We start from the raw sequence: 22801 nt of genomic DNA, 5'->3' as shown, positions 1-22801 counted from the left end.
GAGCCACCGATGCGCCACACCCTTCGATCGTTCGTCGCGCTGTGCGGCCTGGCCGTGGCCGCCGCGGCCTGGGGGCAGGATTCGCCACAGCGCGTCGAACTCAAGCGCAGCGACCTGAGCGGTGCGCCCGGCATGGAGGTGGTCTCCTCGATCGCCGAATACAAGCCGGGCGACACGCTGGAGGCGCATTTCCACCACGGGGTCGAGGCGGCCTACGTGGTGCAGGGAGCCACGGTCCAACTGCCCGGCAAGGAACCGATGGTGCTGCCGACGGGCATCGCGATCCACAACCTGCGCGACGTGCGGCATGGCGGCTTCAAGGTGATCGGCGACACCTCGCTGAAGGTGTTCACGGTGCACGTGGTCGACAAAGGCAAGCCGCTCTACGACCTGGCGAAATAGCCGGGCCGCCGCCGCGGCGACGCAGCGATCAGAGCGTGAGCCGCCAGCCGTCGACGAGGGCCGCCGGCGCCGTGATCGAGGCGAGTTGCCGCGACTGGTAGGTGCTGCTGTCGGGCATCCGCTCGCAACGGTCGCCCAGGCCCACCAGGCCATCGCCGAACAGGCGCAGGAAGCTGTCGTCGAAGCGCATCACCTCCAGCGGCGCGGCCAGTTCGCCGCCCTCGACCCAGAAGCAGGCGAAGCGCGTCATGCCGGTCATGCGGCAGGCCTGGCGGTCGCTGTAGTTCAGGTACCAGAGGTTGCTCACGCAGAGGCCCGAGCCCAGCGTCTCGAGCAGGCGCCCGTGCGGTAGCGCGCCGGGGGCCAGCGCCAGTGCCTCCGGCGTCTCGGCCGCGTTCGCGCCGTTGGCCGGCAGGCCGTACTCGCGCGCCGAGCGCGGCGCGTTCAGTGTGTCGACAGCCCGGCCGTCGCTGGCCAGCAGCACCTCGGCCGGGCGCACGAAGCCGTCGGCCGTGAAGGCCGGCGTGAAGCCGCGGCCCGGCGCCTCGCTCAGCCGCACCGACGGGTGCAGGCGGGCGTCGCCCCGCGCCAGCTTCACGAGCGAGGACACGCCGGTGCGCCGGGCCTTCAGGCCGAAGCCGCTCCAGCCCAGCGTCGCCAGCAGTTCGTTCATCGCCGCCGGGCTGAACAGCGCGCGGTAGGCACCGGGCGGCAGCGTGCGCGCCGGCTGGCCCAGCAGCACGAGCTGTGCTGCCGCTTCGCGAAGGCGTGTCGCGAACTCGGACAGCGACCACGCCGTGCCGCCGTACTGCGTCTTCACCGCCTTGTCGGCAGCGTGGACCAGGCACCACTCGAAGTCGAAGCTTTCCACGCGATGCCAGTGGCGCGCGCCCAGGCTGTCGGCGAAGGCGCGCACCACCGGGCCGCCGGCATAGAAGCCGACGAAGTCCAGGCCGTCGGCGTGCTCGCGCACGGCGTCGATCACGGCCGCGGGCGACGGCAGCGCACCGCGGTCGTCGCGGTGGCCGCGGTGCGCTTCCTCCGGCAGCAGCAGCCAGGGGTCGTCGGGGATCAGCGAGAGATCGTGGATCAGAAGCGTGCGCTCGGCGAGCAGGCGCTGCGTGTCGAGCGCCAAGTCGCCGGTGAGCGTGAGGCTGCTCTCGGTGCGGCGCCGGCCGCGCACCACGGCCAGCGTCGCCTGCGCCTGCAGCACATGGGTGGCCTGGCGCAGCGCCGCGCGGTTGAAGCGCAGGAAGTCGCTGGCCTCGGCGTTCAATGCCAGACTGACGCGGTCCACGCCATCGGCGCGGCACACGCTGTCGGCCAGCGCGTCGAAGTGAGGGCGCTCGGTCAGCGCGCTCATCCGTCGACCCCGCCGAACACGTCGACGCCGGTGAACAGGCAGGCCGGAGATGCATGCCCGACCCGGATCACCTGCGAGGGCTCGCCCTTGCCGCAGAACGGCGTGCCCATCACCTCGCAGGTCGACGCATCGCCCACCCCGGCCAGCGAGCGCCAGAAGGTCGCGCTGACGCCGCGGTAGTTCGGGTTGCGCACCACCTCGGCCAGCCGGCCGTGGCGGATCATGCGGCCGTACTCGCAGCCGAACTGGAACTTGTTGCGCGAGTCGTCGATGCTCCACGAGCAGTTGGTGTGCATCACCACGCCGTGGTCGACCGCGGCGATCAGTTCGTCGAGCGTGCTGCGGCCGGGTTCGACGTTGAGGTTGCTCATGCGGTCGATCGGCGCGCGGTTCCAGCTGCAGGCGCGCGTGGTGGCCACGCCGCCCACATCGTGGCCGGTGGCCCGGGCGCGCGCCTGCGACAGGCTGCCGCCCAGCGGGTGCAGCAGCACGCCGCGCTCGATCAGCATGCGGCGCTCGGCCGGCGTGCCGTCGTCGTCGAAGGCGAAGCCGGCGAATTCGTGCGCGCGGGTCGGATCGAAGCTCACGTTCAGCAGCTCGCTGCCGTAGCGGTAGTGGCCGAACAGGTCGAGCGTGACGAAGCTCGTGCCGGCGAAGTTGCGCTCGTCGCCGAGGATGCGGTCCAGCTCCAGCGGATGGCCGATGCTCTCGTGGATCTGCAGCATCATCTGGTCGGGCATCAGCAGCAGGTCCATGCGGCCGCTCGGGCAGTGCGGCGCGGCCACGAGCTCCAGCGCCTCGCGCGCGACACGCGGGCCGTCCTGCTCGAAGCGGGCGCGGTCCAGCACCTCCAGTCCGCCCTGCTGGCAATAGCCGTTGTACTGTCCGGCGCTGGACCGCACCTGCGTCACCCCGCCGTCGACCGCGGTGACCTGGAGGGCCGGCGTGAGGTAGTCGAAGCGCTGCTCGATGTGGGCGCCGTCGCTGCTCAGGAAGAGCTGGTCGGTCTCGACGCTCCACAGGCTGGTCTGCGCATCGACGATGCGCTCGTCGATCCGGCTGGCCGCGTTCACGCGCATCAGCAGCTCGAGCTTGTCGGCCAGCGTCAGCGCGTCGTGCGGGCGCTCGACGCGGCTGGCGTAGCGGCCGCTGTCGCGCGAGCGCGGCAGGTCGGCCATCGTGAACACCGTCTTGCCGGCGCCGGCCCGGGCCAGCGCATGGGCGCGCAGCAGGGCAGTGCGCAGGCCGTCTTCGGAGGTATCGGCAGTGGCCGCATGGCCCACGCCGCCATCGACGACGGTGAGCATCACGCCCTCGTCACGCACTCGCTTCGGCGTTTCGGCAACGCCCTGGCGCACGCCGAGTTGTTCGGAACGCTCGCTGACGCCGCGTGCGGTCCAGTGCGCGACTGAATCCGGCAGGGCGGCGGTGGCGCGGCGAACGGTGGCGGCGAGCGTGTCGAGCATCTGGGGCAGCTGCAAAGGGGCGCAGATCAGTCTACAAAGACCGGCGCGCCCCCAGTTCAGCACTCCACGATGTTGACTGCCAACCCGCCGCGCGCGGTTTCCTTGTACTTGGTCTGCATGTCCGCGCCGGTCTCGCGCATGGTCTTGATGACCTGGTCCAGGCTCACGTGGTGGGTGCCGTCGCCGCGCAGCGCCATGCGCGCCGCGTTGATGGCCTTCACCGAAGCGATGGCGTTGCGCTCGATGCACGGGATCTGCACCAGCCCGCCCACCGGGTCGCAGGTCAGGCCCAGGTGGTGCTCCATGCCGATCTCGGCGGCGTTCTCCACCTGCGCCGGCGTGCCGCCCAGCACCGCGCACAGTGCGCCGGCGGCCATCGAGCAGGCCACGCCCACCTCGCCCTGGCAGCCGACCTCGGCGCCGGAGATCGAGGCGTTTTCCTTGTAGAGGATGCCGATGGCGGCGGCGGTGAGCAGGAAATCGGCCACGCCCCGCTCTTGCGAGCCGGCCACGAAGCGGGTGTAGTAGTGCAGCACGGCCGGCACGATGCCGGCGGCGCCATTGGTCGGTGCGGTGACCACCCGCCCACCCGCCGCGTTCTCCTCGTTGACCGCCAGTGCATAGAGGTTGACCCAGTCCAGCACCTGCAGCGGGTCGCTGAGCGCGGCGGTCGGGTCGGCCGTCAGGTCGCGGTAGAGCCTGGCGGCGCGCCGCTTGACCTGGTAGCCGCCGGGCAGCACGCCCTCGGTGCGCAGGCCGCGCTCGACGCAGGCCTGCATCACACGCCAGAGGCGCAGCAGGCCGGCGTCGATCTCGGCGTCGCTGCGCCAGTGGCGCTCGTTGCGGCGCATCACCTCGGCGATCGAGCAGCCGAGCTCGCGCGTCAGGCGCAGCAGCTCGTCGCCGCTGCGGTAGGGGTGTGGCAGCACGGTGACGTCGGGCACGATCTTCTGCTGGCGGCTGCCGTCGGCGGCGGCCTCGTCGCCCAGCACGAAGCCACCACCAACCGAGTAGTAGCAGCGGTCCGCCAGTTCGCCGCCGTCGGCGTCGTAGGCGGTGAAGCGCAGGCCGTTCGGGTGGAAGGGGAGGCTCTGGCGGCGCCGGAACAGCAGGTCGCGGGCTTCGTCGAAGTCGATCCCGTGCCGACCCAGCAGTGCCAGGCGGCGGTGCTCGCGCAGGGCGGCCAGCCGCGCCGGGATCGCGTCGACATCGACGCTGTCGGGATCCTCGCCGATCAGTCCCAGCAGCACGGCCTTGTCGGAGCCGTGGCCCTTGCCGGTGGCGCCCAGCGAACCGTAGAGCTCGGACACCACGCGGGCCGTGCGCTCCAGCAGGCCTTCGTGGTCCAGGCGCTGGACGAACAGCTTGGCCGCGCGCATCGGTCCGACCGTGTGCGAGCTCGACGGCCCGATGCCGATCTTGAACAGGTCGAAGACGGAGACGGCCATCGCGGTGTCGTAATGAGGCTAGGGAGTCCGGCAAGCCGCGGCCAGGTCGGCCGCGAAGGCGTCGACGGTCTCGGGCCGGGTGTCCCAGGCGCACATCAACCGGCAACCGCCGTTCGGCAGCATCTCATGGAAGCGCCAGCCGTGCGCGCGCAGGGCCTCGATGGCCGGCCGCGGCAGCTCGGCGAACACGCCGTTGGCCTGCGGGGCGTGCAGCAGGCGCACGCCCGGCAGCGCCTCGATGGCCGCTGCGAGCCGCTGCGCCATCGCGTTGGCGTGGCCGGCGTGCGCGAGCCAGGCGCCGCCCTCGAGCAGCCCGACCCAGGGCGCGGTCAGCATGCGCATCTTCGACGCCAGCTGGCCGGCCTGCTTGGCGCGCCACTCGAAGCCGTCGGCCAGCGCGCGGTCGAAGAACACCACCGCCTCGCCGACCGGCGCACCGTTCTTCGTGGCGCCGAAGGACAGCACGTCGACGCCGGCACGCCAGCTCGCCTCGGCCGGCGTGCAGCCCAGCGAGGCCACGGCGTTCGCGAAGCGGGCGCCGTCCATGTGGACCTTGAGCCCGAGTTCGCGCGCGGCCAATGACAGCGCGCGCAACTCGTCCACCGTGTACACCGTGCCCAGCTCGGTGGCCTGCGTCAGGCTCACCGCGCGGGCGCGCGGCGCGTGCAGGTCGCGGCGCCGGCGGGCCGCGGTGTCCAGCGCCGCGGGCGTGAGCTTCGCGCGCCGGGCGGCGTCGGAGCCGTCGTCGCCGGTCAGCAGAGAGACACCCTGGCCCATGAAGCCCACCGCGTTGCATTCGTCCGCCGCAATGTGCGCCATGGGCGTGCACACCACCGCCTCGTAGGGCCGGCACAGCGCGGCGAGCGACAGCGCGTTGGCCGCGGTGCCGTTGAAGACGAAATACACCTCGCAGTCGGTGTCGAACACCCGGCGCACCGCGTCGCAGGCGCGCTGCGTCCAGACGTCGTCGCCGTAGGCCGGCGCATGGCTGCCGCCGTTCGCCTCCAGCAGGGCGGCCAACGCCTGCGGTGCGAGGCCGGCCCAGTTGTCACTGGCGAACTGGTCCTTCATGCCTGCTTGTCGGCTTCGGCGTAGGCGCTCAGCGGCACGCAGCTGCAGAACAGGTTGCGGTCGCCGTGCACGTTGTCGACGCGACCGACCGGCGCCCAGTACTTCTGGCGCCGCAGGCTGCCCACCGGGTAGGCGGCCTCCTCCCGCGTGTAGGGGTGCGGCCAGTCGGCCTTCAGCAGCGCCTCGGCGGTGTGCGGTGCGTGCCGGAGCGGGTTGTCGTCCTGCGGCCATTGCCCCCGCTCGACGCGGGCGATTTCCGCGCGGATCGCGATCAGCGCGTCGCAGAAGCGGTCGAGCTCGTGCAGCGACTCGCTCTCGGTCGGCTCGACCATCAGCGTGCCGGCGACCGGGAAGCTCAGCGTCGGCGCATGGAAGCCGTAGTCGATCAGGCGCTTGGCCACGTCCTCGGCGCTGACGCCGCTGCTGTCCTTCAGCGGGCGCAGGTCGAGGATGCACTCGTGGGCGACGCCGCCGCCCTTGAGACCGTCGACCTCGCCGCTGAAGTGGATGTCGTAGTGGTCGGCCAGCCGCGCGGCGATGTAGTTCGCGCTCAGGATCGCGGTCTCGGTCGCGGCGGTCAGGCCGGCTGCGCCCATCATGCGGACGTACATCCAGCTGATCGGCAGCACCGCGGCGTTGCCCAGCGGCGCCGCCGAGACCGCGCCGACCGGCGAGCCCGACGGCGCCACGCCGCCGGCCGCTGCCCCGGCGTGGTGACCGGGCAGGAAGGGCACCAGGTCCTCGACCACGCACACCGGGCCCACGCCCGGGCCGCCGCCGCCGTGCGGGATGCAGAAGGTCTTGTGCAGGTTGAGGTGGCTCACGTCGCCGCCGAACTCGCCCGGCGCGGCCACGCCGACCAGCGCGTTCATGTTCGCGCCGTCCACGTAGACCCGGCCGCCGTGCTGGTGGACCAGCGCGCACAGCGCCTTGATGTGCGGGTCGAACACGCCGTAGGTCGACGGGTAGGTGACCATCACGGCGGCCAGTTGCGCGCTGTGCTGCTCGCACTTGGCGCGCAGGTCGTCGAGGTCGACGTTGCCCTCGGCGTCGCACTTCGTCACCACCACGCGCATGCCGGCCATCTGGGCGCTCGCCGGGTTGGTGCCGTGCGCCGACTCGGGGATCAGGCAGACGTCGCGCTGCGCATCGCCGCGCGAGGCATGCCAGGCCTGGATCGCCAGCAGGCCGGCGTACTCGCCCTGCGAGCCGGCGTTGGGCTGCAGGCTGATGCCGGCGTAGCCGGTGGTCTCGCACAGCCACTGGCGCAGCTGGGCGTCGAGTTCGGCGTAGCCGGCCAGTTGCTCGGCCGGCGCGAACGGGTGGATGTGCGCGAATTCGGGCCAGGTGATCGGAATCATCTCGCTGGTCGCGTTGAGCTTCATCGTGCACGAGCCCAGCGGGATCATCGTGCGGTCGAGCGCCAGGTCCTTGTCGGCCAGGCTGCGCAGGTAGCGCAGCATCTCGGTCTCGCTGTGGTGGCTGTTGAAGACCGGGTGCGTCAGGTAGGCGCTGGTGCGGCGCAGCTCGCTGGGGATCAGCGGGTCGGCGCCGTGCGCGAAGGCATCGACCTTGGGCACCATGCCCTCTGAGCGCGCGAACCATGACCACAGCGCAGTGAGATCTTCGCGCGTCGTGGTCTCGTCCAGCGTGATGCCGAGCTGCGTGGCCGACAGGCGCCGCAGGTTGGCCCCGGCCTCGCGGGCGCGGCGGGCGATGGCCTCGGTCTCGATGCCGGTCTCGACGCACAGCGTGTCGAAGGCGCTGTCACCGGCGAGCTCGAAGCCCATCGCGCGCAGGCCGTGCGCCAGGATGGCGGTGTAGCTCGCCACACGCTGCGCAATGCGCTTGAGCCCCTGCGGTCCGTGGTAGACCGCATACATGCTCGCCACCACCGCCGGCAGCACCTGGGCGGTGCAGATGTTCGACGTGGCCTTCTCTCGGCGGATGTGCTGCTCGCGCGTCTGCAGCGCCAGCCGGTAGGCGGGCCGGCCGTGCGCGTCGACGCTCACGCCGGCCAGGCGGCCCGGCATCGAGCGCTTGAACTCGTCGCGACAAGCCAGGAAGGCCGCGTGCGGGCCGCCGGCCCCCATCGGCATGCCGAAGCGCTGGGTGCTGCCGATGGCGATGTCGGCACCCCATTCGCCCGGGGGCGACAGCAGCGTCAACGCCAGCAGGTCGGCGGCGACGACGAAGGCCGCACCGCTCGCATGCGCCGCATCCACATACGGCTTCATGTCGTGCACGATGCCGCCGGTCGCCGGGTACTGTGCGATCACCGCGAAGTACTCGTGCTGAGCCATCAGCTCCGGCACCAGGCCCACCAGCACCTCGATGCCCAGCGGCCGCGCGCGCGTGCGGATCACCTCGATGGTCTGCGGATGGCAATCCGAGGCCACGATGACCGTGGCGCTCTTGCTCTTCACGCAGCGTCGGGCCAATGTCATGGCCTCGGCGGCGGCGGTGGCCTCGTCGAGCATCGAGGCGTTGGCGATCGCCATGCCGGTCAGGTCGCACACCATGGTCTGGAAATTCACCAGCGCCTCGAGCCGGCCCTGCGAGATCTCGGCCTGGTAGGGCGTGTAGGCCGTGTACCAGGCCGGGTTCTCGAGGACGTTGCGCAGGATGACGCCCGGCGTGTGCGTTCCGTGGTAGCCCTGCCCGATGTAGCTGCGGTACACGCGGTTCTTCGCGGCGATCGCCTTCAGCTCGGCCAGCGCCTGGACCTCGCTGACGGGTTCGGGCAGCACCATCGGGCGCGCGCGGGCGATGTTGCGCGGGACGATGGCCTCGATCATGGCCTGGCGCGAAGCCGCGCCGATCACCGACAGCATGTGCTGTTCGTCGGCGGGGGCGATGCCGATGTGACGACCGGCGAAGTCGGTGGTGTGTTCGAGTGCGGCGAGGGGCAGGGCGAGGGGCCTGAGCATGGTGTGCTCCGTGAGGGAGGGAGGGGCGGTGGACCGGGCGGCGAGGAGGGCCGTGACAGCAAGACGGCAGCAGGCGGCCAGCGGGGATCGGGGACCGCGTGGTGGCTCAGAGCGTCTTGAGCAGCGCGTCGTAGCCGGGTGCGTCCATCAGCTGGTCGAACTCGGTCATGTCGGCGATCTTGACCTTGAAGAACCAGCCCTCGCCCAGCGGGTCGCTGTTGGCCAGGGCCGGGTCGTTGCGCAGCGCCTCGTTGACCTCGACCACCTCGCCGCTGACCGGCATGTAGAGGTCGGCCGCCGCCTTGACGGACTCGACGACGCCGGCGATGTCGCCCTTCTTGTAGGACGTGCCGACCGCCGGCAGGTCGACGAACACCACGTCGCCGAGCGCGTCCTGCGCATGCAGCGTGATGCCGACGACGGCGGCATCGTGGTCCTCGATGTTGATCCACTCGTGGTCGGTCGTGAACTTGGTGGTCATGGAAGCTCCTGAAGGATGGTGGGCCTGTGTCGAGCGTGGGCCGGAAGGTTGACGAAGAGGGGCGAGGCTGGAGTGTCAGGCACGCACGTAGCGGTGCGGCGTGAAGGGCAGGGCGACCACGCACATGGGCAGCTTCTTCCCGCGCACCATGGCGAACACCTCGTGCGAGACGTTGGCGTGGTTGCTGGCGATGCAGGCCATCGCGATCGGCTGGTTGACGGTCGGACCGAGGGTGCCGCTGGTCACCCGGCCGATGCGCTGGCCCTGGCCGTCGACGAGTTCGGTGCCCTCGCGCACCGGCACCCGCTCCAGGCCAAGCAGGCCGACGCGGCGCTCGCTCACGCCGCCGGCGAGCTGGGCGTCGATGACGTCCGCCCCGGGGTAGCCACCCGCCCGCGCGCCACCGGCACGCCGCACTTTCTGGATCGCCCAGGACAGGCCGGCCTCGATCGGCGTGGTGCCGGTGTGGATGTCGTGGCCGTAGAGGCACAGCCCGGCTTCTAGGCGCAGCGTATCGCGCGCGCCCAGGCCGGCCGGCGCGACCTCGGGCTGGGCGAGCAGCTCGCGCGCCAGCGCCTCGGCATGGGTGGCCGGCACCGAGATCTCGAATCCGTCCTCGCCGGTGTAGCCGGAACGGGTGAGGTAGCAGTCGGTACCGACCAGCGTGAAGGCGCCGCCAGTCATGAAGGTGAGGGCGCTCACGCCGGGGTTCAAACGCGCCAGGGCCGTGGCGGCCTTCGGCCCCTGCAGGGGCACCGAGATCTCGAATCCGTCCTCGCCGGTGTAGCCGGAACGGGTGAGGTAGCAGTCGGTACCGACCAGCGTGAAGGCGCCGCCAGTCATGAAGGTGAGGGCGCTCACGCCGGGGTTCAAACGCGCCAGGGCCGTGGCGGCCTTCGGCCCCTGCAGGGCCAGCAGTGCCCGCTCGGGCAGGGCCTGCACCGTGCAGCGGTGGCCGATGTGCATCTGCAGGTGGTGCAGGTCGGCATCCTTGCAGGCGGCGTTGACGATCAGCAGCAGGTCGTTCTCGCGCCGGGTGATCATCAGATCGTCGAGCAGGCCGCCGCCGGCATTGGTGAAGAAGGCGTAGCGCTGCTTGCCGACACCGAGGCCGAGCACATCCATCGGCACCAGGGTCTCGAGCGCGAGCGCAGCCTGCTGCGGATCGTCCGCAAGCAGCCGGATCTGGCCCATGTGCGACACATCGAACAGCGCGGCCGCATCGCGGCACTGCCGGTGCTCGGCCAGGATGCCGCTCGGGTAGTTGACCGGCATGTCGTAGCCGGCGAAGGGCACCATCCGGGCGCCGAGTTCCAGGTGAAGCGCGTGCAGCGGTGTGGTGAGCAAGGGGGCGGCAGGGCTGCCGGCAGGTGCGGACATCTCGACTCCAAGGGCATGAAGGAAACCACCGTTGCCGGTGATGCCTGCCCTCGCTGTCCGCTTTACCTGAGAGATTGGCCGGTTCCGGTGTGTCGCACCTCGACCCGCTTGCCCCTTCGGTGGGCTGCCCCGGGTGCAGCCTCTCTCCAGTGAGGACGCCTCCGCTGGGAGGCGTTTGCCAGTCCTTTTGCCTGAGCGTTCGAGGTGTGTCCTCTGCGCCTTCGGCGGCTGCCGTCGGTGTGCTGACGGCAACGCTCTCCTGACGGTCGCGATTATATGCACACGATCTCCTATTGATGCACGGCGGCACCACCGGCGTGACCTGCACACGACCCCGGCGCCCGCGCCGCTGCGGCAGAAGGCTCAAGTCCGCACCCGGCGCGCCGATACCTTTCCCGATGCACGCCCGGCGTGCTGCGCAAGGGGCCGGCGAACGGCCCGACAGGAACCTCCCGCGTGTCCTTGCTCCAGCCCCTGTACGACCCCCGTGTGGTCGTGCTGTCCATCGCCGTCGCGATCCTGGCTTCGTTCGTCACGCTCGAACTGGCCAAGCGCGTGCGCAGCGCCGACCGCGTGCTGTCGATGTGCTGGTGCATCGGCGGCGCCTTGGTCATGGGCAGCGGCATCTGGTCGATGCATTTCGTCGGCATGCATGCCTTCAGCCTGACGATCCCGCTCGGCTACCGCGTTTCGACCACGCTGCTGTCGTGGGGCGTGGCGCTGCTGGTCTCGCTGGTGGCGCTGGGGATCGCCGGGCGGGCGCAGCTGTCGCGCAGTCTGCACGTGTGCGGGGCGCTGGCGATGGGCGGCGGCATCATGGCGATGCACTACGTCGGCATGGCCGCACTGGAGATGGCGCCGGGCATCCAATGGGATGCGCGCTGGGTGGCGGTATCCGGGTTGATTGCGGTGACCGCATCCGCCGCCGCCCTGCGGATCTTCTTCTGGATGCGCCGCCATGCCGGCTGGTCAGCGCTGGCCTACCAGTGCGCTGCGGCGGTGGTCATGGGTCTCGCGATCAGCGGCGTGCACTACAGCGGCATGGCCGCTGCAGGCTTCCCCGAGGGCAGCGCCTGCCTGAGTCTGGACGGCATCAACGGCGACTCGCTGGTGCTGATCGTCAGCGTGGCCACCGTGCTGATGCTGACGATCACGCTGGTGACCTCGGTCTTCGACCGGCGCATGCAGGCCACCGCGGACGGCCTGTCCCAGTCGCTGCAGCAAGCCAACGAACGCCTCCAGTCGGCCAACGACGAACTGAGCCGCCTGGCCTACCAGGACGCATTGACGGGCTTGCCCAACCGCAGCTACTTCGAGTCGCGCCTGAGCCAGGCGGTCGCCCGTATCGAACGGCTGCGCGAGCTGCCGACGCCCTCGGCGTCGGCGGGCCTGGCGGTGCTGTTCATCGACCTCGACGGCTTCAAGCCGATCAACGATTCCTACGGGCATGCCCATGGCGACCTGGTGCTGCAGGCGGTGGCCGTGCGCCTGCGCGAGGCGGTGCGCGCGGCCGACACGCTGGCCCGCCTGGGCGGCGACGAGTTCATCGTGCTGGTCGAGGACGTGAGCTGCGCGGGTGATTGCATCCACGTCGCGAAGCGCGCCCTGGCCAGCATGGGCGAGCCGCTCTCCGTGGTCGGCCAGCCGGTCCACCTGTCGTGCTCGATCGGGGTGGCGATGTACCCCGACGCCGGCGACGCCAGGCGCCTCATCGCGCACGCCGATGCGGCGATGTACGAGGCGAAGCGGGGTGGCGGCAGCACCTATGCGGTCTACGAGTCGGCGATGAACCAGGGCGCCGACCAGCAGGTGGCGCTGTACAACGACCTCGTCACGGCGATGGAGCGTGGCGAACTGCAACTGCACTACCAACCCAAGGTCGATCTGCGGACCGACACGATCCGCGGCGTCGAGGCGTTGATGCGCTGGCGCCATCCCCAGCGGGGCATGGTGAGCCCGGTGGCCTTCATCCCGGTGGCCGAGCGCTTCGGCCTGATCAACACGCTCGGCGCCTGGGTCATCGACGAAGCCTGCCGGCAGCTGAGCGCCTGGGCCGACGAAGGCCTGCACATGCGCGTGGCGATCAACCTGTCGGCGCACCAGCTCATGCAGGCCGACCTGACGGAGCGGGTGGCCGACGCGTTGGCGCTGCACCAGGTCGAGGCTTCGCAGCTGATCTGCGAGATCACCGAGTCGGTCGCGATGGAGGACACCCGCGTCACCCAGCGCGCGATCGACGGCCTGCTGGCCATCGGCGTGCAACTGTCGATCGACGACTTCGGCACCGGCTACTCCAGCCTGAGCTACCTGCGCCAGCTGCGGGCCCGGCAGCTGAAGATCGACCGCAGCTTCATCCGCGACCTGGCCGGCAGCAGCGACGCCCGCGCGGTGGTCGATGCGGTGATCCGGCTGGCCCATGCGCTGGGCATGCAGGTGGTGGCCGAGGGCGTGGAGGAGACCGACCAGCGCGACCTGCTGGTCGAGATGGGGTGCGATCAGCTGCAGGGTTTCCTGTACGCCAAGCCGATGGCGGCCGACGACATCTCGTACTGGGCGCGCCACCGTGGCGAGCAGCATGCGGTGCCGTTCTCTGACTCGACGCTGGCCGACACGATTCCGGGTTGACCGCGCTGCCGGCCGAGCGCCGGCTGTGGGATAGTCTTTCCGACCCGCCGAACGTGCGGGCCTGTCGCCGCGGCGACGGCACGAGGAGACATCCGATGAGCAGCAACATCAGTATCTACGAGCAGGGGCTGGACCAGACCGCGGCGAACTTCGTCGCGCTCTCGCCCGTCAGTTTTGTCGAACGCAGCGCCGAGGTGTTCGGCGACCTGCCGGCCGTCGTGCACGGGGCGCGCCGACAGACCTGGGCGCAGACGCGCGAGCGTTCGGCGCGGCTCGCCGCGGCGCTGCGCGCGCTGGGCGTGGCGCGTGGCAGCACCGTCAGCGTGATGCTGCCCAACACGCCGGAGATGGTGGAGGTGCACTACGCGGTGCCGGCGCTGAACGCGGTACTGAACACGCTGAACACCCGGCTCGACGCCGCGCTCCTGGCCTGGCAGATGAACCACTGCGAGGCCCAGGTGCTCATCACAGACCGAGAGTTCTCACCGACCATCGCCGAGGCGCTGCGGCGGCTGCGCAGCGAGCACGGCCGCACACCGATCGTCATCGACGTCTGCGACAGCGAGTACCCCGGTCCGGGCGACCGGCTCGGCACGCACGAGTACGAGGCATTGTTGGCCGCCCATGCGCCGCTGGCACGGCTCGATGGCCCGGCTGACGAATGGGACGCGATCGCCGTCAGCTACACCTCGGGCACCACCGGCGACCCCAAGGGCGTGGTGACCCACCACCGCGGCGCCTACCTGAACGCGGTGAGCAACGCGGCCACCTGGACCATGCCGCACTTCCCGACCTATCTGTGGACGCTGCCCATGTTCCACTGCAACGGCTGGTGCTTCCCGTGGACGATCGCGATGCTGGGCGGCACGCACGTGTGCCTGCGCCGCGTCGATGCGCCCAGCATCCTCGGCGCGATGCGCGAGCACCGCGTCGATCACTACTGCGCCGCCCCGATCGTGCACAACCTGCTGATCGCCGCGCCGCAGGCGCTGCGCGAGGGCATCACGCAGAAGGTGCGCGGCATGGTAGCTGGCGCCGCGCCGCCGGCCGCGATGATCGAGGGCATGGCGAAAATGGGCTTCGACATTACCCATGTCTACGGCCTCACCGAGGTCTACGGCCCGGCCGCCGTGGCGGTGAAGCGTGCCAGCTGGGCCGGCGAGAGCCTGTCCGAGCAGACGCGGCTCAACGGCCGTCAGGGCGTGCGCTACGCGCTGCAGGAGGGCATGACGGTGCTGGACCCCGAGACGATGGCCGAGACGCCGGCCGACGGCCAGACGATGGGCGAGATCATGTTCCGCGGCAACATCGTGATGAAGGGCTACCTGAAGAACCCCCAGGCCAGCGCTGCGGCTTTCGCGGGCGGCTGGTTCCACACCGGCGACCTGGCGGTGATGGAACCGGACCGCTACGTCAAGATCAAGGACCGCAGCAAGGACATCATCATCTCCGGCGGCGAGAACATCAGCTCCATCGAGGTCGAGGACGCGCTCTACCGGCACCCGGCGGTGATGGCCTGTGCGGTGGTCGCGAGACCCGACCCGAAGTGGGGCGAGACGCCGGTCGCCTACGTGGAGCTCAAGCCTGGCGCCGAGGTGAGCGCGGCGGAACTGGTCACCCACTGCAAGTCGCTGCTGGCCGGCTACAAGGCGCCGAAGGAGGTGCGCTTCGAAGCCATCCCCAAGACCTCGACCGGGAAGATCCAGAAGTTCCAGTTGCGTGAGCGGGCCCGCTCGACGCAGGCGATCGAATAGCAGCGTGCAGGAGCCGAGATGTCCCTCACCGAAAGAGACGACCCGTTCGTGCTGAAGACGCAAGATGCCCGCGGCGTCATCACGCTGACACTGAACCGCCCGCAGGCCTTCAACGCGCTCTCCGAAGGCATGCTGACCGCGCTGCAGGCCGAGCTGGACGCGGTGGCGGCGGACCCCTCGTCGCGCGTGGTGGTGCTCGCCGCCAGCGGCAAGGCCTTCTGCGCCGGCCACGATCTCAAGCAGATGCGCGCCGCACCCTCGCTCGGCTACTACGAGACGCTGTTCGCACAGTGCACGCGCGTCATGCTGAGCCTCCAGCGCCTGCCGGTGCCAGTGATCGCCCGTGTGCAGGGTATCGCCACCGCGGCCGGTTGCCAGCTTGTCGCGATGTGCGACCTGGCGGTCGCGGCGCGCGAAGCGCGCTTTGCCGTGAGCGGCGTCAACCTCGGACTGTTCTGCTCGACACCCAGCGTGGCGCTGGCGCGCAACCTGCCGCGCAAGCAGGCGATGGAGATGCTGCTCACGGGCGACTTCATCAGCGCCGAGGAGGCGCGCGAGCGCGGTCTCGTCAACCGCGTGGCCGAAGCCGATCGGCTCGATGCCGAGGTGGAACGACTTGTGCAGCGCATCGTCGCCAAGCCGCGCGTCGCGATCGCGGTCGGCAAGGCCCAGTTCTACCGCCAGGTCGAGGCCGGCATCGAGTCGGCCTACGAGATCGCCGGGCAGGCCATGGCCTGCAACATGATGGACGAGGCGGCGCTGGAGGGCGTGCAGGCCTTCATCGACAAGCGCAGCCCGACATGGGCGGTCGCCGAGCCGGGCTCCTAGTGTCGGTGACCCGGCTCGTCAGCCGACGAGCCCCAGCATGCGTGCGCCCAGCGCCTCGGCCACCTCGATCCCATCCACGCCGGCCGACATGATGCCCCCCGCATAGCCGGCGCCTTCGCCGGCCGGGTAGAGCCCTGCGACGTTGAGGCTCTGGCAGTCCTTGCCGCGCGTGATGCGCAGCGGTGACGAGGTGCGCGTTTCCACACCGGTGAGCACCGCGTCGGGCAGCGAGAACCCGGCGATCTGCTTCTCGAACGCCGGCAGCGCCTCGCGGATCGCCTCGATCGCATAGTCGGGCAGGCTGGCATTGCCGGGCTGGGCCAGGTCGGTCAGGCGCACGCCCGGCTTGTAGGAGGGCAGCACGCTGCCCCAGGCGGTGCTGGGCCGGCCGACCAGGAAATCACCGAGCCGCTGGCCCGGCGCCTCGTAGTTGCTGCCGCCCAGCGCGTAGGCACGCGATTCCCAGAAGCGCTGGAAGGCGATGCCGTCCAGCGGGTTCACCGGCCCCTCGGCGAGGCCGTCCTGCCGGTAGTCCTGCGGCGTGATGCCGACCACGATGCCGGCGTTGGCGTTGCGCTCGTTGCGCGAATACTGGCTCATGCCGTTGGTGACCACGCGCCCCGGCTCGGACGTGGCGGCGACCACCGTGCCGCCCGGGCACATGCAGAAGCTGTAGACCGAGCGGCCGTTGCGCGCGTGGTGGACCAGCTTGTAGTCGGCCGCGCCGAGGAGCGGGTGGCCGGCATTCGGGCCGAAGCGCGCCTTGTCGATCAGGCCCTGCGGGTGCTCGATGCGGTAGCCGATCGAGAACGGCTTGGCTTCCAGGTAGACGCCGCGCCGCTGCAGCATCTCGAAGGTGTCGCGTGCGCTGTGGCCCAGGGCGAGCACCACATGGTCGGCGCGCAGTTGTTCTCCCGAGGCGAGCGCGACGCCGCGGAGATGGCCGTCTTCGATCAGCAGGTCGGTCACGCGCTGCTGGAAGCGGATCTCGCCGCCCAGCGCCTCGATGTCGGCGCGCATCTTCTCGACCATGCTGACCAGCCGGAAGGTGCCGATGTGCGGCTTGGCGACGTAGAGGATTTCCTCCGGCGCGCCGGCCTTCACGAACTCGGTCAGCACCTTGCGCGTCAGGTGGCGCGGGTCGCTGATCTGGCTCCACAGCTTGCCGTCGGAGAAGGTGCCCGCGCCGCCCTCGCCGAACTGCACGTTCGATTCGGGATCGAGCACCCGGCGCCGCCACAGTCCCCAGGTGTCCTGCGTGCGCTCGCGCACCGCCTTGCCGCGTTCCAGCACGATCGGGCGCAGGCCCATCTGCGCCAGGATCAGGGCCGCGAAGATGCCGCAGGGGCCGAAGCCAATGACCAGCGGGCGCAGCGGCGCCGCCGTGCCCGCGGAGGTGGCGTAGTAGCCGTCCGGCGCCTGTCCGACGAAGCGGTACCGGGTGTCCGGTGCTGGCCGCACGTGCGGGTCGCTGCCGAGCCGGGCTCGCACTGCGGCCTCGTCGGCCACTTCGCAATCGACGGTGTAGATCAGCACCACCGCCGTCTTGCGGCGCGCGTCGTAGCTGCGCTTGAAGACGGTGAAGGCCTGCAGCTGCGCGTCGGCGATGCCCAGGCGCGCCACCACCGCGGGACGCAGCGCGTCCTCGGCGTGGTTCAGCGGCAGGCGCAGTTCGGTGATTCGCAGCATCGGTGCGAGGCCCCGGCCGGTGCCGGCGCGGCCGCGCGGTGCTCCGGGATCAGCCGCCCTTCTTGGAGCGCTTGCCCGGGTTCTTCTTGCTGCGGGTGTGCGAGCCGCGCTCCAAGCTGACCTTCTGGCCGCGGCCCGGGGTGAACACCACGCCGGTCGGCGGCGTGGGGCGGGGGGTGGCACGGCGGTCGGCTTCGGTCTTGATCTGGTTGCCCATGTCGGCTCCGGTAGGAAATAGAGAAACCCGGGATTAGGCCACAGGTCGTGCCGGCGAGCCGCCATGGCGTGCGATCCCGTCGCCGCCCGTGGCCCCGATCGCGTCGCCGGCGGCGGGGTAGAGCCGCAGCAACAGCTCGCGGCTGCTGTCGCCCAGCAGCGCCTGCAACTGCGTCCGCAGGTGCTGCGCGTCCTCCGGGTCGTCGCCGCCCTCGCGGGCCGACCAGAGCGCTGCCAGCAGTTCGGCGCGCGGCTGCAGCACCTGGCTCACCGCGTCGTGCCAGAAGTCGGGCTGCTCGGCCTCGGCCCAGTCGCCGCGGCCGCGGCCGTAGTGGGCCACCGCCAGGTAGCCCAGCAGCGCCGAATGCGTGAGGCCGGTCAGCACCTCGTCGGTCCAGGCCAGCGACGGCGCTTCCACGCCGCGCACCAGGTTGTAGCCGCGCGCCAGGCCGGCGGCCCCCAGCGCGCCGAGCACGCCGCCGGCCAGCAGGCCCCCGCCGAGCGTGAGGCCGCCGGTGGCGATGTCGGCCTTCAGCCCCGCCAGCGCCCCGGTCAGCAGGCCGCCCAGCACCGCGGCCTTGCCCTCGCTGGCCGGCTGGCGCACTGCATAGTGTTCGGCCAGGCGCGTCAGCACTGCCTCGGTCGCCCGGCCGTCCAGGCCGTGCAGGTGGATCAGCCGGTCGGTCGAGGTGCGGACGTCGGCGTCGAGTCGTTCGGCCAGCGCCTGCATGGCTTGCTCGCGTGGCGTGACCGTGCCCTCGCGACGCAGGCCGAGTGCCGCTCCCACCTGGCGCAGCCGCCCGCTCCAGCCGGCCTCGGCCACCGGCTCGCGGTCGAGCGCGGCACGCGTCAGCCGCTCGGCCAGCACCGCCATGGCCGCCGACCAGGTGGTCCGTCCGCGTTCGTCCCAGGCGGTGCGCAGGCGTTCGAACGCGGCCTGCCGTGCCGCCGGCAGCGCCGCTCCCACGGCCTGCAACAGCCGGCCTTCCTGGACCCAGCAGCGCACGAAGGCGTCGAGTGCGAGCACCTCGCGCACACAGCCGAACGGTTGCACCCGCTCTCGCCAGCGCTGCAGTTCGGCGGCTTCGGCCTGCGGCGGTTGCGGCCGACCCAACTGGTTGAGCAGCACCAGCACCGGCTTGCCGATCAGCTCCAGCACCCGCAGCTCCGCGTCCAGGTAGCCGGCGTCCTGCGGCGATTCGGAGGCGTTGACGAGGTAGAGCACCGCATCGGCCTGCTCGAGCACGTTGCGCACCGCGCGCTGGCTGGACCAGAAGGCGCGGTCGCGGAAGCGGTCCCAGACCTCGCTCAGGAACCAGCCGATCGGGTTGCCGGCCTGCGCGAGCCGCTTCGCGAGCCGCGCGCTGTCGCCGAAGCCGGGCGTGTCCCACAGCAGCAGGCGGTCGCCGGCGGGCGACTCGACCAGCGTGTGCGGCTCGGCGCTCTGCGTCACGTGCGCCTCGTCCCGCACCTCGCCGATGTCGCGCCGGAGCAGGCTGCGCGCCAGCGTGGTCTTGCCCACGTTGGTGTGGGAGACGAGGCTCAGCGCCACGGTGACGGCGCTCGGGTCCGGGCTCATGCCTGCAGTCCCATTTCGGCTTCGAGCGCCTGCAGGTCCGGCGCGGACAGGTCGACGAACACCGGTGCTCGACCCGCCTCGCCCAGCATCTGCCGCCACGCCGCGCGCCGCTGCTCGCGCCGCGCCGTGCCATCGGCGCCGCCGAAGCGGGCGAGGAAGCCCGACTCGTCGATTAGCACCACCAGCCGCTGACCGGCCGGCGCCCGCGCGGCGAGCGCCTGCACGAAGGCGCCATGGGTCTCGCGCTCGGGCGTCGCGGTCAGCGCGAACAGCGCCACGACGATCGCGCCGGGCGAGGGCGGCAGCGCCGAGGTCGCGAGCTCGTCCTCACCGCCGAGCGGGAGGCTGTCGTTCACGCGCAGGGCCAGCCGCGGGCCCAGGCCGCTTTCCAGCGCGGCGAGCAGCGCGGGCTGCAGTGCCGGCGGCAGCGCATAGCTGTAGGGCAGCACCTGCACCGTGCGGCGTTCGCCGTCACGGGCCGGCAGCAGGCGCTGGTAATAGGGCTCGCCCAGCGGCAGCGGCAAGTGCCGCGTCAGCCGGCGCGCCCGCCAGGCGGACGACAGCGCGAGCGCAGCGCGCGGCAGCAGCACGGCCAGCGCGATCGTCAGCGCATGCAGGTGGATCCAGCGCGCGGCGTTCTCGCCCGGCCCCACGGAGAAGCGCAGGCTCGCGAGCTGCACCGCGTCGGGTAGCGCCAGGCCCGACAGCGCCGAGGCCGGCCCGAGCACGAGGCCCAGCCACTGCTGCACGTGCTGCGCAGTCAGGAAGGTGCTGTCCCAGCCGGCGCGGTATTCGAAGGCGATGCCGCGCAGGTAGAGCGCAGCCAGCGCACCGACCGCGAACGCGGCAGCGGCCGAGTGCAGCACCGCGGCGATGCGGGCGCCGTGCAGTGCCGCCGAGGCCTCGGCCCACGCGGACACGAAGCGCCGCAGCGCCGGCGCGGCCGCGGCGCTCTGCGTCGCGCGCGTGCCGGCGCGTTCGAGCCACCGCGTCAGTGCACGGCGGATCGGCCCGCCGGCATCGGTCCGTGTTGCCGCGGCCGGGCGCAGGCGATGCAGCGCGAGCGCTGCGTACACCGCCAGATTCCACACCAGCAGCGCGAGCAGCGGCGGCGCAAGGATGTTGATGCGCTGCGACGGCCCGATGGCGTCGCTCGCCGCACCCGCCAGCAGCGCCAGCGCCAGCAGAGCACTGCCCAGCCAGCCCGGCCAGGTCGTCGCCGCCAGCACCGCCCGCACGGCCGGCTCGCGCTCGGCCAGTCGCGCAGTGGCCAGGCCGGCCCGCTGTGCGATCAGCACGGCCGCTTCCGCGCGCTCACCGGCGGCGCGCGCAGCCTGCTCGCTGGCCCAGGCCGCATCGGCTGCGGTCCAGGGCAGGGTCATCGGGGCTTCGAAGCTGCGAACGAGCAGCACGCGGCGAGCGTCGTCGGCGTTCATGCGGTCCGGGGCGTCGGCAAGAGCGGCAAGGTGGGCCGAGGGAGGGAGAGGCGGTACGGGGAAGGCATGTCGTTGCGGATGGTTGCACAAGATTTTGCGGAACAACCCCGGCGCAGGGCCTTCTACCTCTGTCAACTCTCCCGGAAAGGACCGACCCCGATGCCCAAGACCTCCCGAACCCTCGCACTGCTGCTGGCCTGCGGCAGCGCTGCGGCCTCCGCCCAGGTCACGCTCAAGGACGATGGCGAATGGCGCGCGCTGCTCGGTGCGGGCCTGAGCGCCAGCAGCGGCAACACCCGCGCCACCAGCCTCACGGTCAAGGGAGAGGCCGTGCGCCTGACGCCCGAGGACAAGTGGGCGATCTACGGCGACGGCCTGTACGCCGAGAACGAGGGCGAGACCTCGGGCAACCAGGTCCGCCTGGGCACGCGTTACGACTTCAACCTCACGCGCGAGGTGTTCGCCTTCGGGGGCCTCGACGCCGAGCGCGACGGCATCGCCGATCTCGACCTGCGCACCGCCCTGAGCGGCGGCCTGGGCTACAAGTTCGTCAACACGCCGCAGCACACCTTCAACGTGTTCGGCGGTCTGCAGTACGCGCGCGACCGCTACAGCGAACCCCGCCCGGTGGACGGCGCCGAGCGCGTGCGCTACAGCGCGCTGAGCGCACTGCTCGGCGAGGAGTCCACCCACAAGCTCACCGACACCGTCTCGGCCAAGCAGCGCTTCGAGCTCTACCCGAGCCTGAAGAACGACGGCGAGTTCCGCGCCCGCTTCGACGCCGACCTGGCCGTGGCGATGACCAAGGCGCTGAGCCTCACGGTGGGCGTCGCGTCGCGCTACGACAGCGAGCCCGGCATCGGCCTGAAGAAGACCGACACCCTGCTCACCACGGGGATCAGCGCGCGTTTCGACTAGGACCCGCTAGCGCTTCAACGTGCGGTAGACCGCGCTCTCGAAGTCGACGAAGCCCGGATAGGACGCCACGTCCTGGAAGGGCAGGATCTGCGTACCCCAGAAGCCGCCGATGCGGTTCTTGCGGTCGATCCAGTAGTAGAGGTTGCCGAGGCCGGCCCACATCAGCGAACCAGCCGGGCGGCCGGTGGGGGCGTCCTCGTCGTTGACCATGAAGGTGTAGGCCCAGGACTTGGACAGGCCGGGGAAGAATTCGCCGGAGTTCGACAGCGCGGGGTTGGTCGTGACCCAGCCGCCGCTCTTCAGCGCGCCCAGCCCGTTCTGCGACATGCGCTGCACGGTCTCGGCGCGCAGCACGCGGCCGTTCGCGCCGTCGCCGTCGTTGAGCAGCATGCGGATGAACTTCATGTAGTCGCCGACGGTGCCGTACAGGCCGTGGCCGCCCATGTCCATTTCGGGCGGCTGCGGCAGCACCAGGTCGGGCACCGGCGTGAGCTTGCCGTCGGCGGCGCGCATGTGCAGCGAAGCGCGGCGCTGCATCATCGAGGGCGTGATGACGAACGCGGTGTCGTTCATGCCCAGCGGCGCGAACAGGCGCTCGGCCATCACCTCGCCGAGCCGCTTGCCGCGCACGGCCTCGACCACCTTGCCCAGCCAGTCGATGTTGCAGCCGTAGTTCCAGCGCTCGCCCGGATCGAACAGCAGCACCGACTGGATGGCTTCGTAGGTGTTGGCGATCAGGGTCGGGATGTTCTTCGCCTGACGGTAGGCCAGGTCCTCGGCGCTGAAGAACTCGTAGCCGAAGCCGGCGGTGTGCAGCATCAGGTCGTTCAGCGTGATGGCGCGGCGCGGCGGGCGCGTCTTCGGCAGGCCGTCGGCATCGACGCCGTCGTAGACCTGGATCGCGGCGATGTCCGGCACGTAGCGGGACGCGGCATCGTCGAGGCTGACGAGGCCTTCCTCCACCAGCTGCATCACCATCGCGCCGGTGAGCGCCTTGGTGCAGGAGAACAGGCACATCACGGTGTCCACCGTCATGGGCCGGTCGCTGCCGAGTTCGCGGCTGCCGGCGGCGCCCTCGTAGAGGTTGCCGCGCGCGTCGGTCGCCATCGCGACGACGCCGGGCGCGCCCCCGGCGCGGCCCACGGTGCTGTCGAGAACCGCGTCGGCGGCCTGCTGAAGGGTGTGCTGTGTCATGCGGGACTTCCGATCGTCGGC

At 71.1% G+C, this 22801-nt stretch carries 17 protein-coding genes and 2 riboswitches; of the genes, 5 read left to right on the top strand and 12 right to left on the bottom strand.

Annotated elements, in window-relative coordinates; genetic code table 11:
- Positions 1-9: 9 nt before the first annotated feature.
- Positions 10-402: a cupin domain-containing protein gene (locus tag C1M51_RS01095; RefSeq protein WP_129447856.1), complete on the top strand. Its 393-nt coding sequence runs from the start codon at positions 10-12 to the stop codon at positions 400-402.
- Between the two features lie 28 nt (positions 403-430).
- Here the strand turns inward: C1M51_RS01095 and C1M51_RS01090 are convergent, their stop codons facing one another.
- The 7 genes from C1M51_RS01090 to C1M51_RS19190 all read right to left on the bottom strand — a co-directional run bounded on the left by C1M51_RS01090 (position 431) and on the right by C1M51_RS19190 (position 10541).
- Positions 431-1765: a metallopeptidase TldD-related protein gene (locus tag C1M51_RS01090; RefSeq protein WP_129447855.1), complete on the bottom strand. Its 1335-nt coding sequence runs from the start codon at positions 1763-1765 to the stop codon at positions 431-433.
- A complete protein-coding gene (locus C1M51_RS01085; protein ID WP_242499885.1) occupies positions 1762-3231 on the bottom strand; it encodes a TldD/PmbA family protein in 1470 nt (489 codons plus the stop codon). Before C1M51_RS01085 ends, C1M51_RS01090 begins: the two co-directional genes overlap by 4 nt.
- Positions 3232-3287: 56 nt before the next feature.
- Positions 3288-4679, bottom strand: coding sequence for an L-serine ammonia-lyase (locus C1M51_RS01080; protein WP_129447854.1), 1392 nt, complete (start codon positions 4677-4679; stop codon positions 3288-3290).
- An 18-nt stretch (positions 4680-4697) separates the two neighbouring features.
- Complete coding sequence (locus tag C1M51_RS01075; RefSeq protein WP_129447853.1) at positions 4698-5750, bottom strand: low specificity L-threonine aldolase; 1053 nt, start codon at positions 5748-5750, stop codon at positions 4698-4700.
- Positions 5747-8680 carry an aminomethyl-transferring glycine dehydrogenase gene (gene gcvP / locus C1M51_RS01070; RefSeq protein WP_129447852.1) on the bottom strand — a complete coding sequence of 978 codons (2934 nt, stop codon included), beginning with the start codon at positions 8678-8680 and terminating at the stop codon, positions 5747-5749. Before gcvP ends, C1M51_RS01075 begins: the two co-directional genes overlap by 4 nt.
- A 106-nt stretch (positions 8681-8786) precedes the next feature.
- Positions 8787-9161, bottom strand: coding sequence for a glycine cleavage system protein GcvH (gcvH, locus tag C1M51_RS01065; protein WP_011829031.1), 375 nt, complete (start codon positions 9159-9161; stop codon positions 8787-8789).
- Positions 9162-9236: 75 nt separating this feature from the next.
- Entirely contained in the window at positions 9237-10541 is a 1305-nt protein-coding gene (locus tag C1M51_RS19190; protein ID WP_129447851.1) for a glycine cleavage T C-terminal barrel domain-containing protein, read from the bottom strand.
- A gap of 43 nt (positions 10542-10584) precedes the next feature.
- Positions 10585-10701, bottom strand: a riboswitch (glycine riboswitch).
- Between the two features lie 9 nt (positions 10702-10710).
- Positions 10711-10813, bottom strand: a riboswitch (glycine riboswitch).
- 184 nt (positions 10814-10997) lie between these two features.
- Here C1M51_RS19190 and C1M51_RS01055 point away from each other — a divergent pair.
- The 3 genes from C1M51_RS01055 to C1M51_RS01045 all read left to right on the top strand — a co-directional run bounded on the left by C1M51_RS01055 (position 10998) and on the right by C1M51_RS01045 (position 15748).
- Positions 10998-13166, top strand: a complete 2169-nt coding sequence (locus C1M51_RS01055) for a bifunctional diguanylate cyclase/phosphodiesterase (protein ID WP_242499876.1) — start codon at positions 10998-11000, stop codon at positions 13164-13166.
- Between the two features lie 95 nt (positions 13167-13261).
- On the top strand, positions 13262-14920 hold the full coding sequence (locus tag C1M51_RS01050) for an acyl-CoA synthetase (RefSeq protein WP_129447850.1): 1659 nt from the start codon (positions 13262-13264) through the stop codon (positions 14918-14920).
- Positions 14921-14938: 18 nt separating this feature from the next.
- The gene (locus C1M51_RS01045) at positions 14939-15748 is read left to right on the top strand and encodes an enoyl-CoA hydratase (protein ID WP_129447849.1); all 810 of its coding nucleotides are present in this window, start codon (positions 14939-14941) and stop codon (positions 15746-15748) included.
- 18 nt (positions 15749-15766) lie between these two features.
- On the opposite strand, the gene C1M51_RS01040 is transcribed toward C1M51_RS01045, so the two are convergent.
- From C1M51_RS01040 to C1M51_RS01030, 4 genes are read right to left on the bottom strand one after another with little or no spacing between them, the layout of a single operon-like run.
- The gene (locus tag C1M51_RS01040; protein ID WP_129447848.1) at positions 15767-17437 is read right to left on the bottom strand and encodes an NAD(P)/FAD-dependent oxidoreductase; all 1671 of its coding nucleotides are present in this window, start codon (positions 17435-17437) and stop codon (positions 15767-15769) included.
- Positions 17438-17486: 49 nt separating this feature from the next.
- On the bottom strand, positions 17487-17654 hold the full coding sequence (locus C1M51_RS18950; RefSeq protein ID WP_011829037.1) for a hypothetical protein: 168 nt from the start codon (positions 17652-17654) through the stop codon (positions 17487-17489).
- A 33-nt stretch (positions 17655-17687) separates the two neighbouring features.
- Positions 17688-19232: a GTPase domain-containing protein gene (locus C1M51_RS01035; protein ID WP_129447847.1), complete on the bottom strand. Its 1545-nt coding sequence runs from the start codon at positions 19230-19232 to the stop codon at positions 17688-17690.
- Positions 19229-20668: a DUF2868 domain-containing protein gene (locus C1M51_RS01030; protein WP_129447846.1), complete on the bottom strand. Its 1440-nt coding sequence runs from the start codon at positions 20666-20668 to the stop codon at positions 19229-19231. The genes C1M51_RS01035 and C1M51_RS01030 overlap by 4 nt, the downstream gene beginning before the upstream one ends.
- Before the next feature lie 159 nt (positions 20669-20827).
- Here C1M51_RS01030 and C1M51_RS18945 point away from each other — a divergent pair, with 159 nt between their 5' ends.
- Positions 20828-21586 (top strand): YdiY family protein, encoded by a 759-nt coding sequence (locus C1M51_RS18945; protein ID WP_165349623.1) that lies wholly within the window; start codon positions 20828-20830, stop codon positions 21584-21586.
- Between the two features lie 6 nt (positions 21587-21592).
- Here C1M51_RS18945 and C1M51_RS01020 read toward each other — a convergent pair whose 3' ends face one another.
- A complete protein-coding gene (locus C1M51_RS01020; RefSeq protein ID WP_129447844.1) occupies positions 21593-22780 on the bottom strand; it encodes a serine hydrolase in 1188 nt (395 codons plus the stop codon).
- Between the last annotated feature and the right edge of the window lie 21 nt (positions 22781-22801).

The sequence above is a fragment of the Methylibium sp. Pch-M genome, from assembly GCF_004136295.1.
Taxonomy (GTDB): Bacteria; Pseudomonadota; Gammaproteobacteria; order Burkholderiales; family Burkholderiaceae_C; genus Methylibium; species Methylibium petroleiphilum.
This window is presented reverse-complemented; position numbering and strand designations above follow the sequence as displayed.

Excerpts from the sequence above, each read along its gene's own strand:
- C1M51_RS01020 (WP_129447844.1), bottom strand. The coding sequence starts at position 22,780 with ATGACACAGCACACCCTTCAGCAGGCCGCCGACGCGGTTCTCGACAGC.
- C1M51_RS01085 (WP_242499885.1), bottom strand. The coding sequence starts at position 3,231 with ATGCTCGACACGCTCGCCGCCACCGTTCGCCGCGCCACCGCCGCCCTG.
- C1M51_RS01050 (WP_129447850.1), top strand. The coding sequence starts at position 13,262 with ATGAGCAGCAACATCAGTATCTACGAGCAGGGGCTGGACCAGACCGCG.
- C1M51_RS01040 (WP_129447848.1), bottom strand. The coding sequence starts at position 17,437 with ATGCTGCGAATCACCGAACTGCGCCTGCCGCTGAACCACGCCGAGGAC.
- C1M51_RS19190 (WP_129447851.1), bottom strand. The coding sequence starts at position 10,541 with ATGTCCGCACCTGCCGGCAGCCCTGCCGCCCCCTTGCTCACCACACCG.
- gcvH (WP_011829031.1), bottom strand. The coding sequence starts at position 9,161 with ATGACCACCAAGTTCACGACCGACCACGAGTGGATCAACATCGAGGAC.
- C1M51_RS18950 (WP_011829037.1), bottom strand. The coding sequence starts at position 17,654 with ATGGGCAACCAGATCAAGACCGAAGCCGACCGCCGTGCCACCCCCCGC.
- C1M51_RS01090 (WP_129447855.1), bottom strand. The coding sequence starts at position 1,765 with ATGAGCGCGCTGACCGAGCGCCCTCACTTCGACGCGCTGGCCGACAGC.
- C1M51_RS01030 (WP_129447846.1), bottom strand. The coding sequence starts at position 20,668 with ATGAACGCCGACGACGCTCGCCGCGTGCTGCTCGTTCGCAGCTTCGAA.
- C1M51_RS01095 (WP_129447856.1), top strand. The coding sequence starts at position 10 with ATGCGCCACACCCTTCGATCGTTCGTCGCGCTGTGCGGCCTGGCCGTG.
- C1M51_RS01080 (WP_129447854.1), bottom strand. The coding sequence starts at position 4,679 with ATGGCCGTCTCCGTCTTCGACCTGTTCAAGATCGGCATCGGGCCGTCG.
- C1M51_RS01035 (WP_129447847.1), bottom strand. The coding sequence starts at position 19,232 with ATGAGCCCGGACCCGAGCGCCGTCACCGTGGCGCTGAGCCTCGTCTCC.
- C1M51_RS01045 (WP_129447849.1), top strand. The coding sequence starts at position 14,939 with ATGTCCCTCACCGAAAGAGACGACCCGTTCGTGCTGAAGACGCAAGAT.
- gcvP (WP_129447852.1), bottom strand. The coding sequence starts at position 8,680 with ATGCTCAGGCCCCTCGCCCTGCCCCTCGCCGCACTCGAACACACCACC.
- C1M51_RS18945 (WP_165349623.1), top strand. The coding sequence starts at position 20,828 with ATGCCCAAGACCTCCCGAACCCTCGCACTGCTGCTGGCCTGCGGCAGC.
- C1M51_RS01075 (WP_129447853.1), bottom strand. The coding sequence starts at position 5,750 with ATGAAGGACCAGTTCGCCAGTGACAACTGGGCCGGCCTCGCACCGCAG.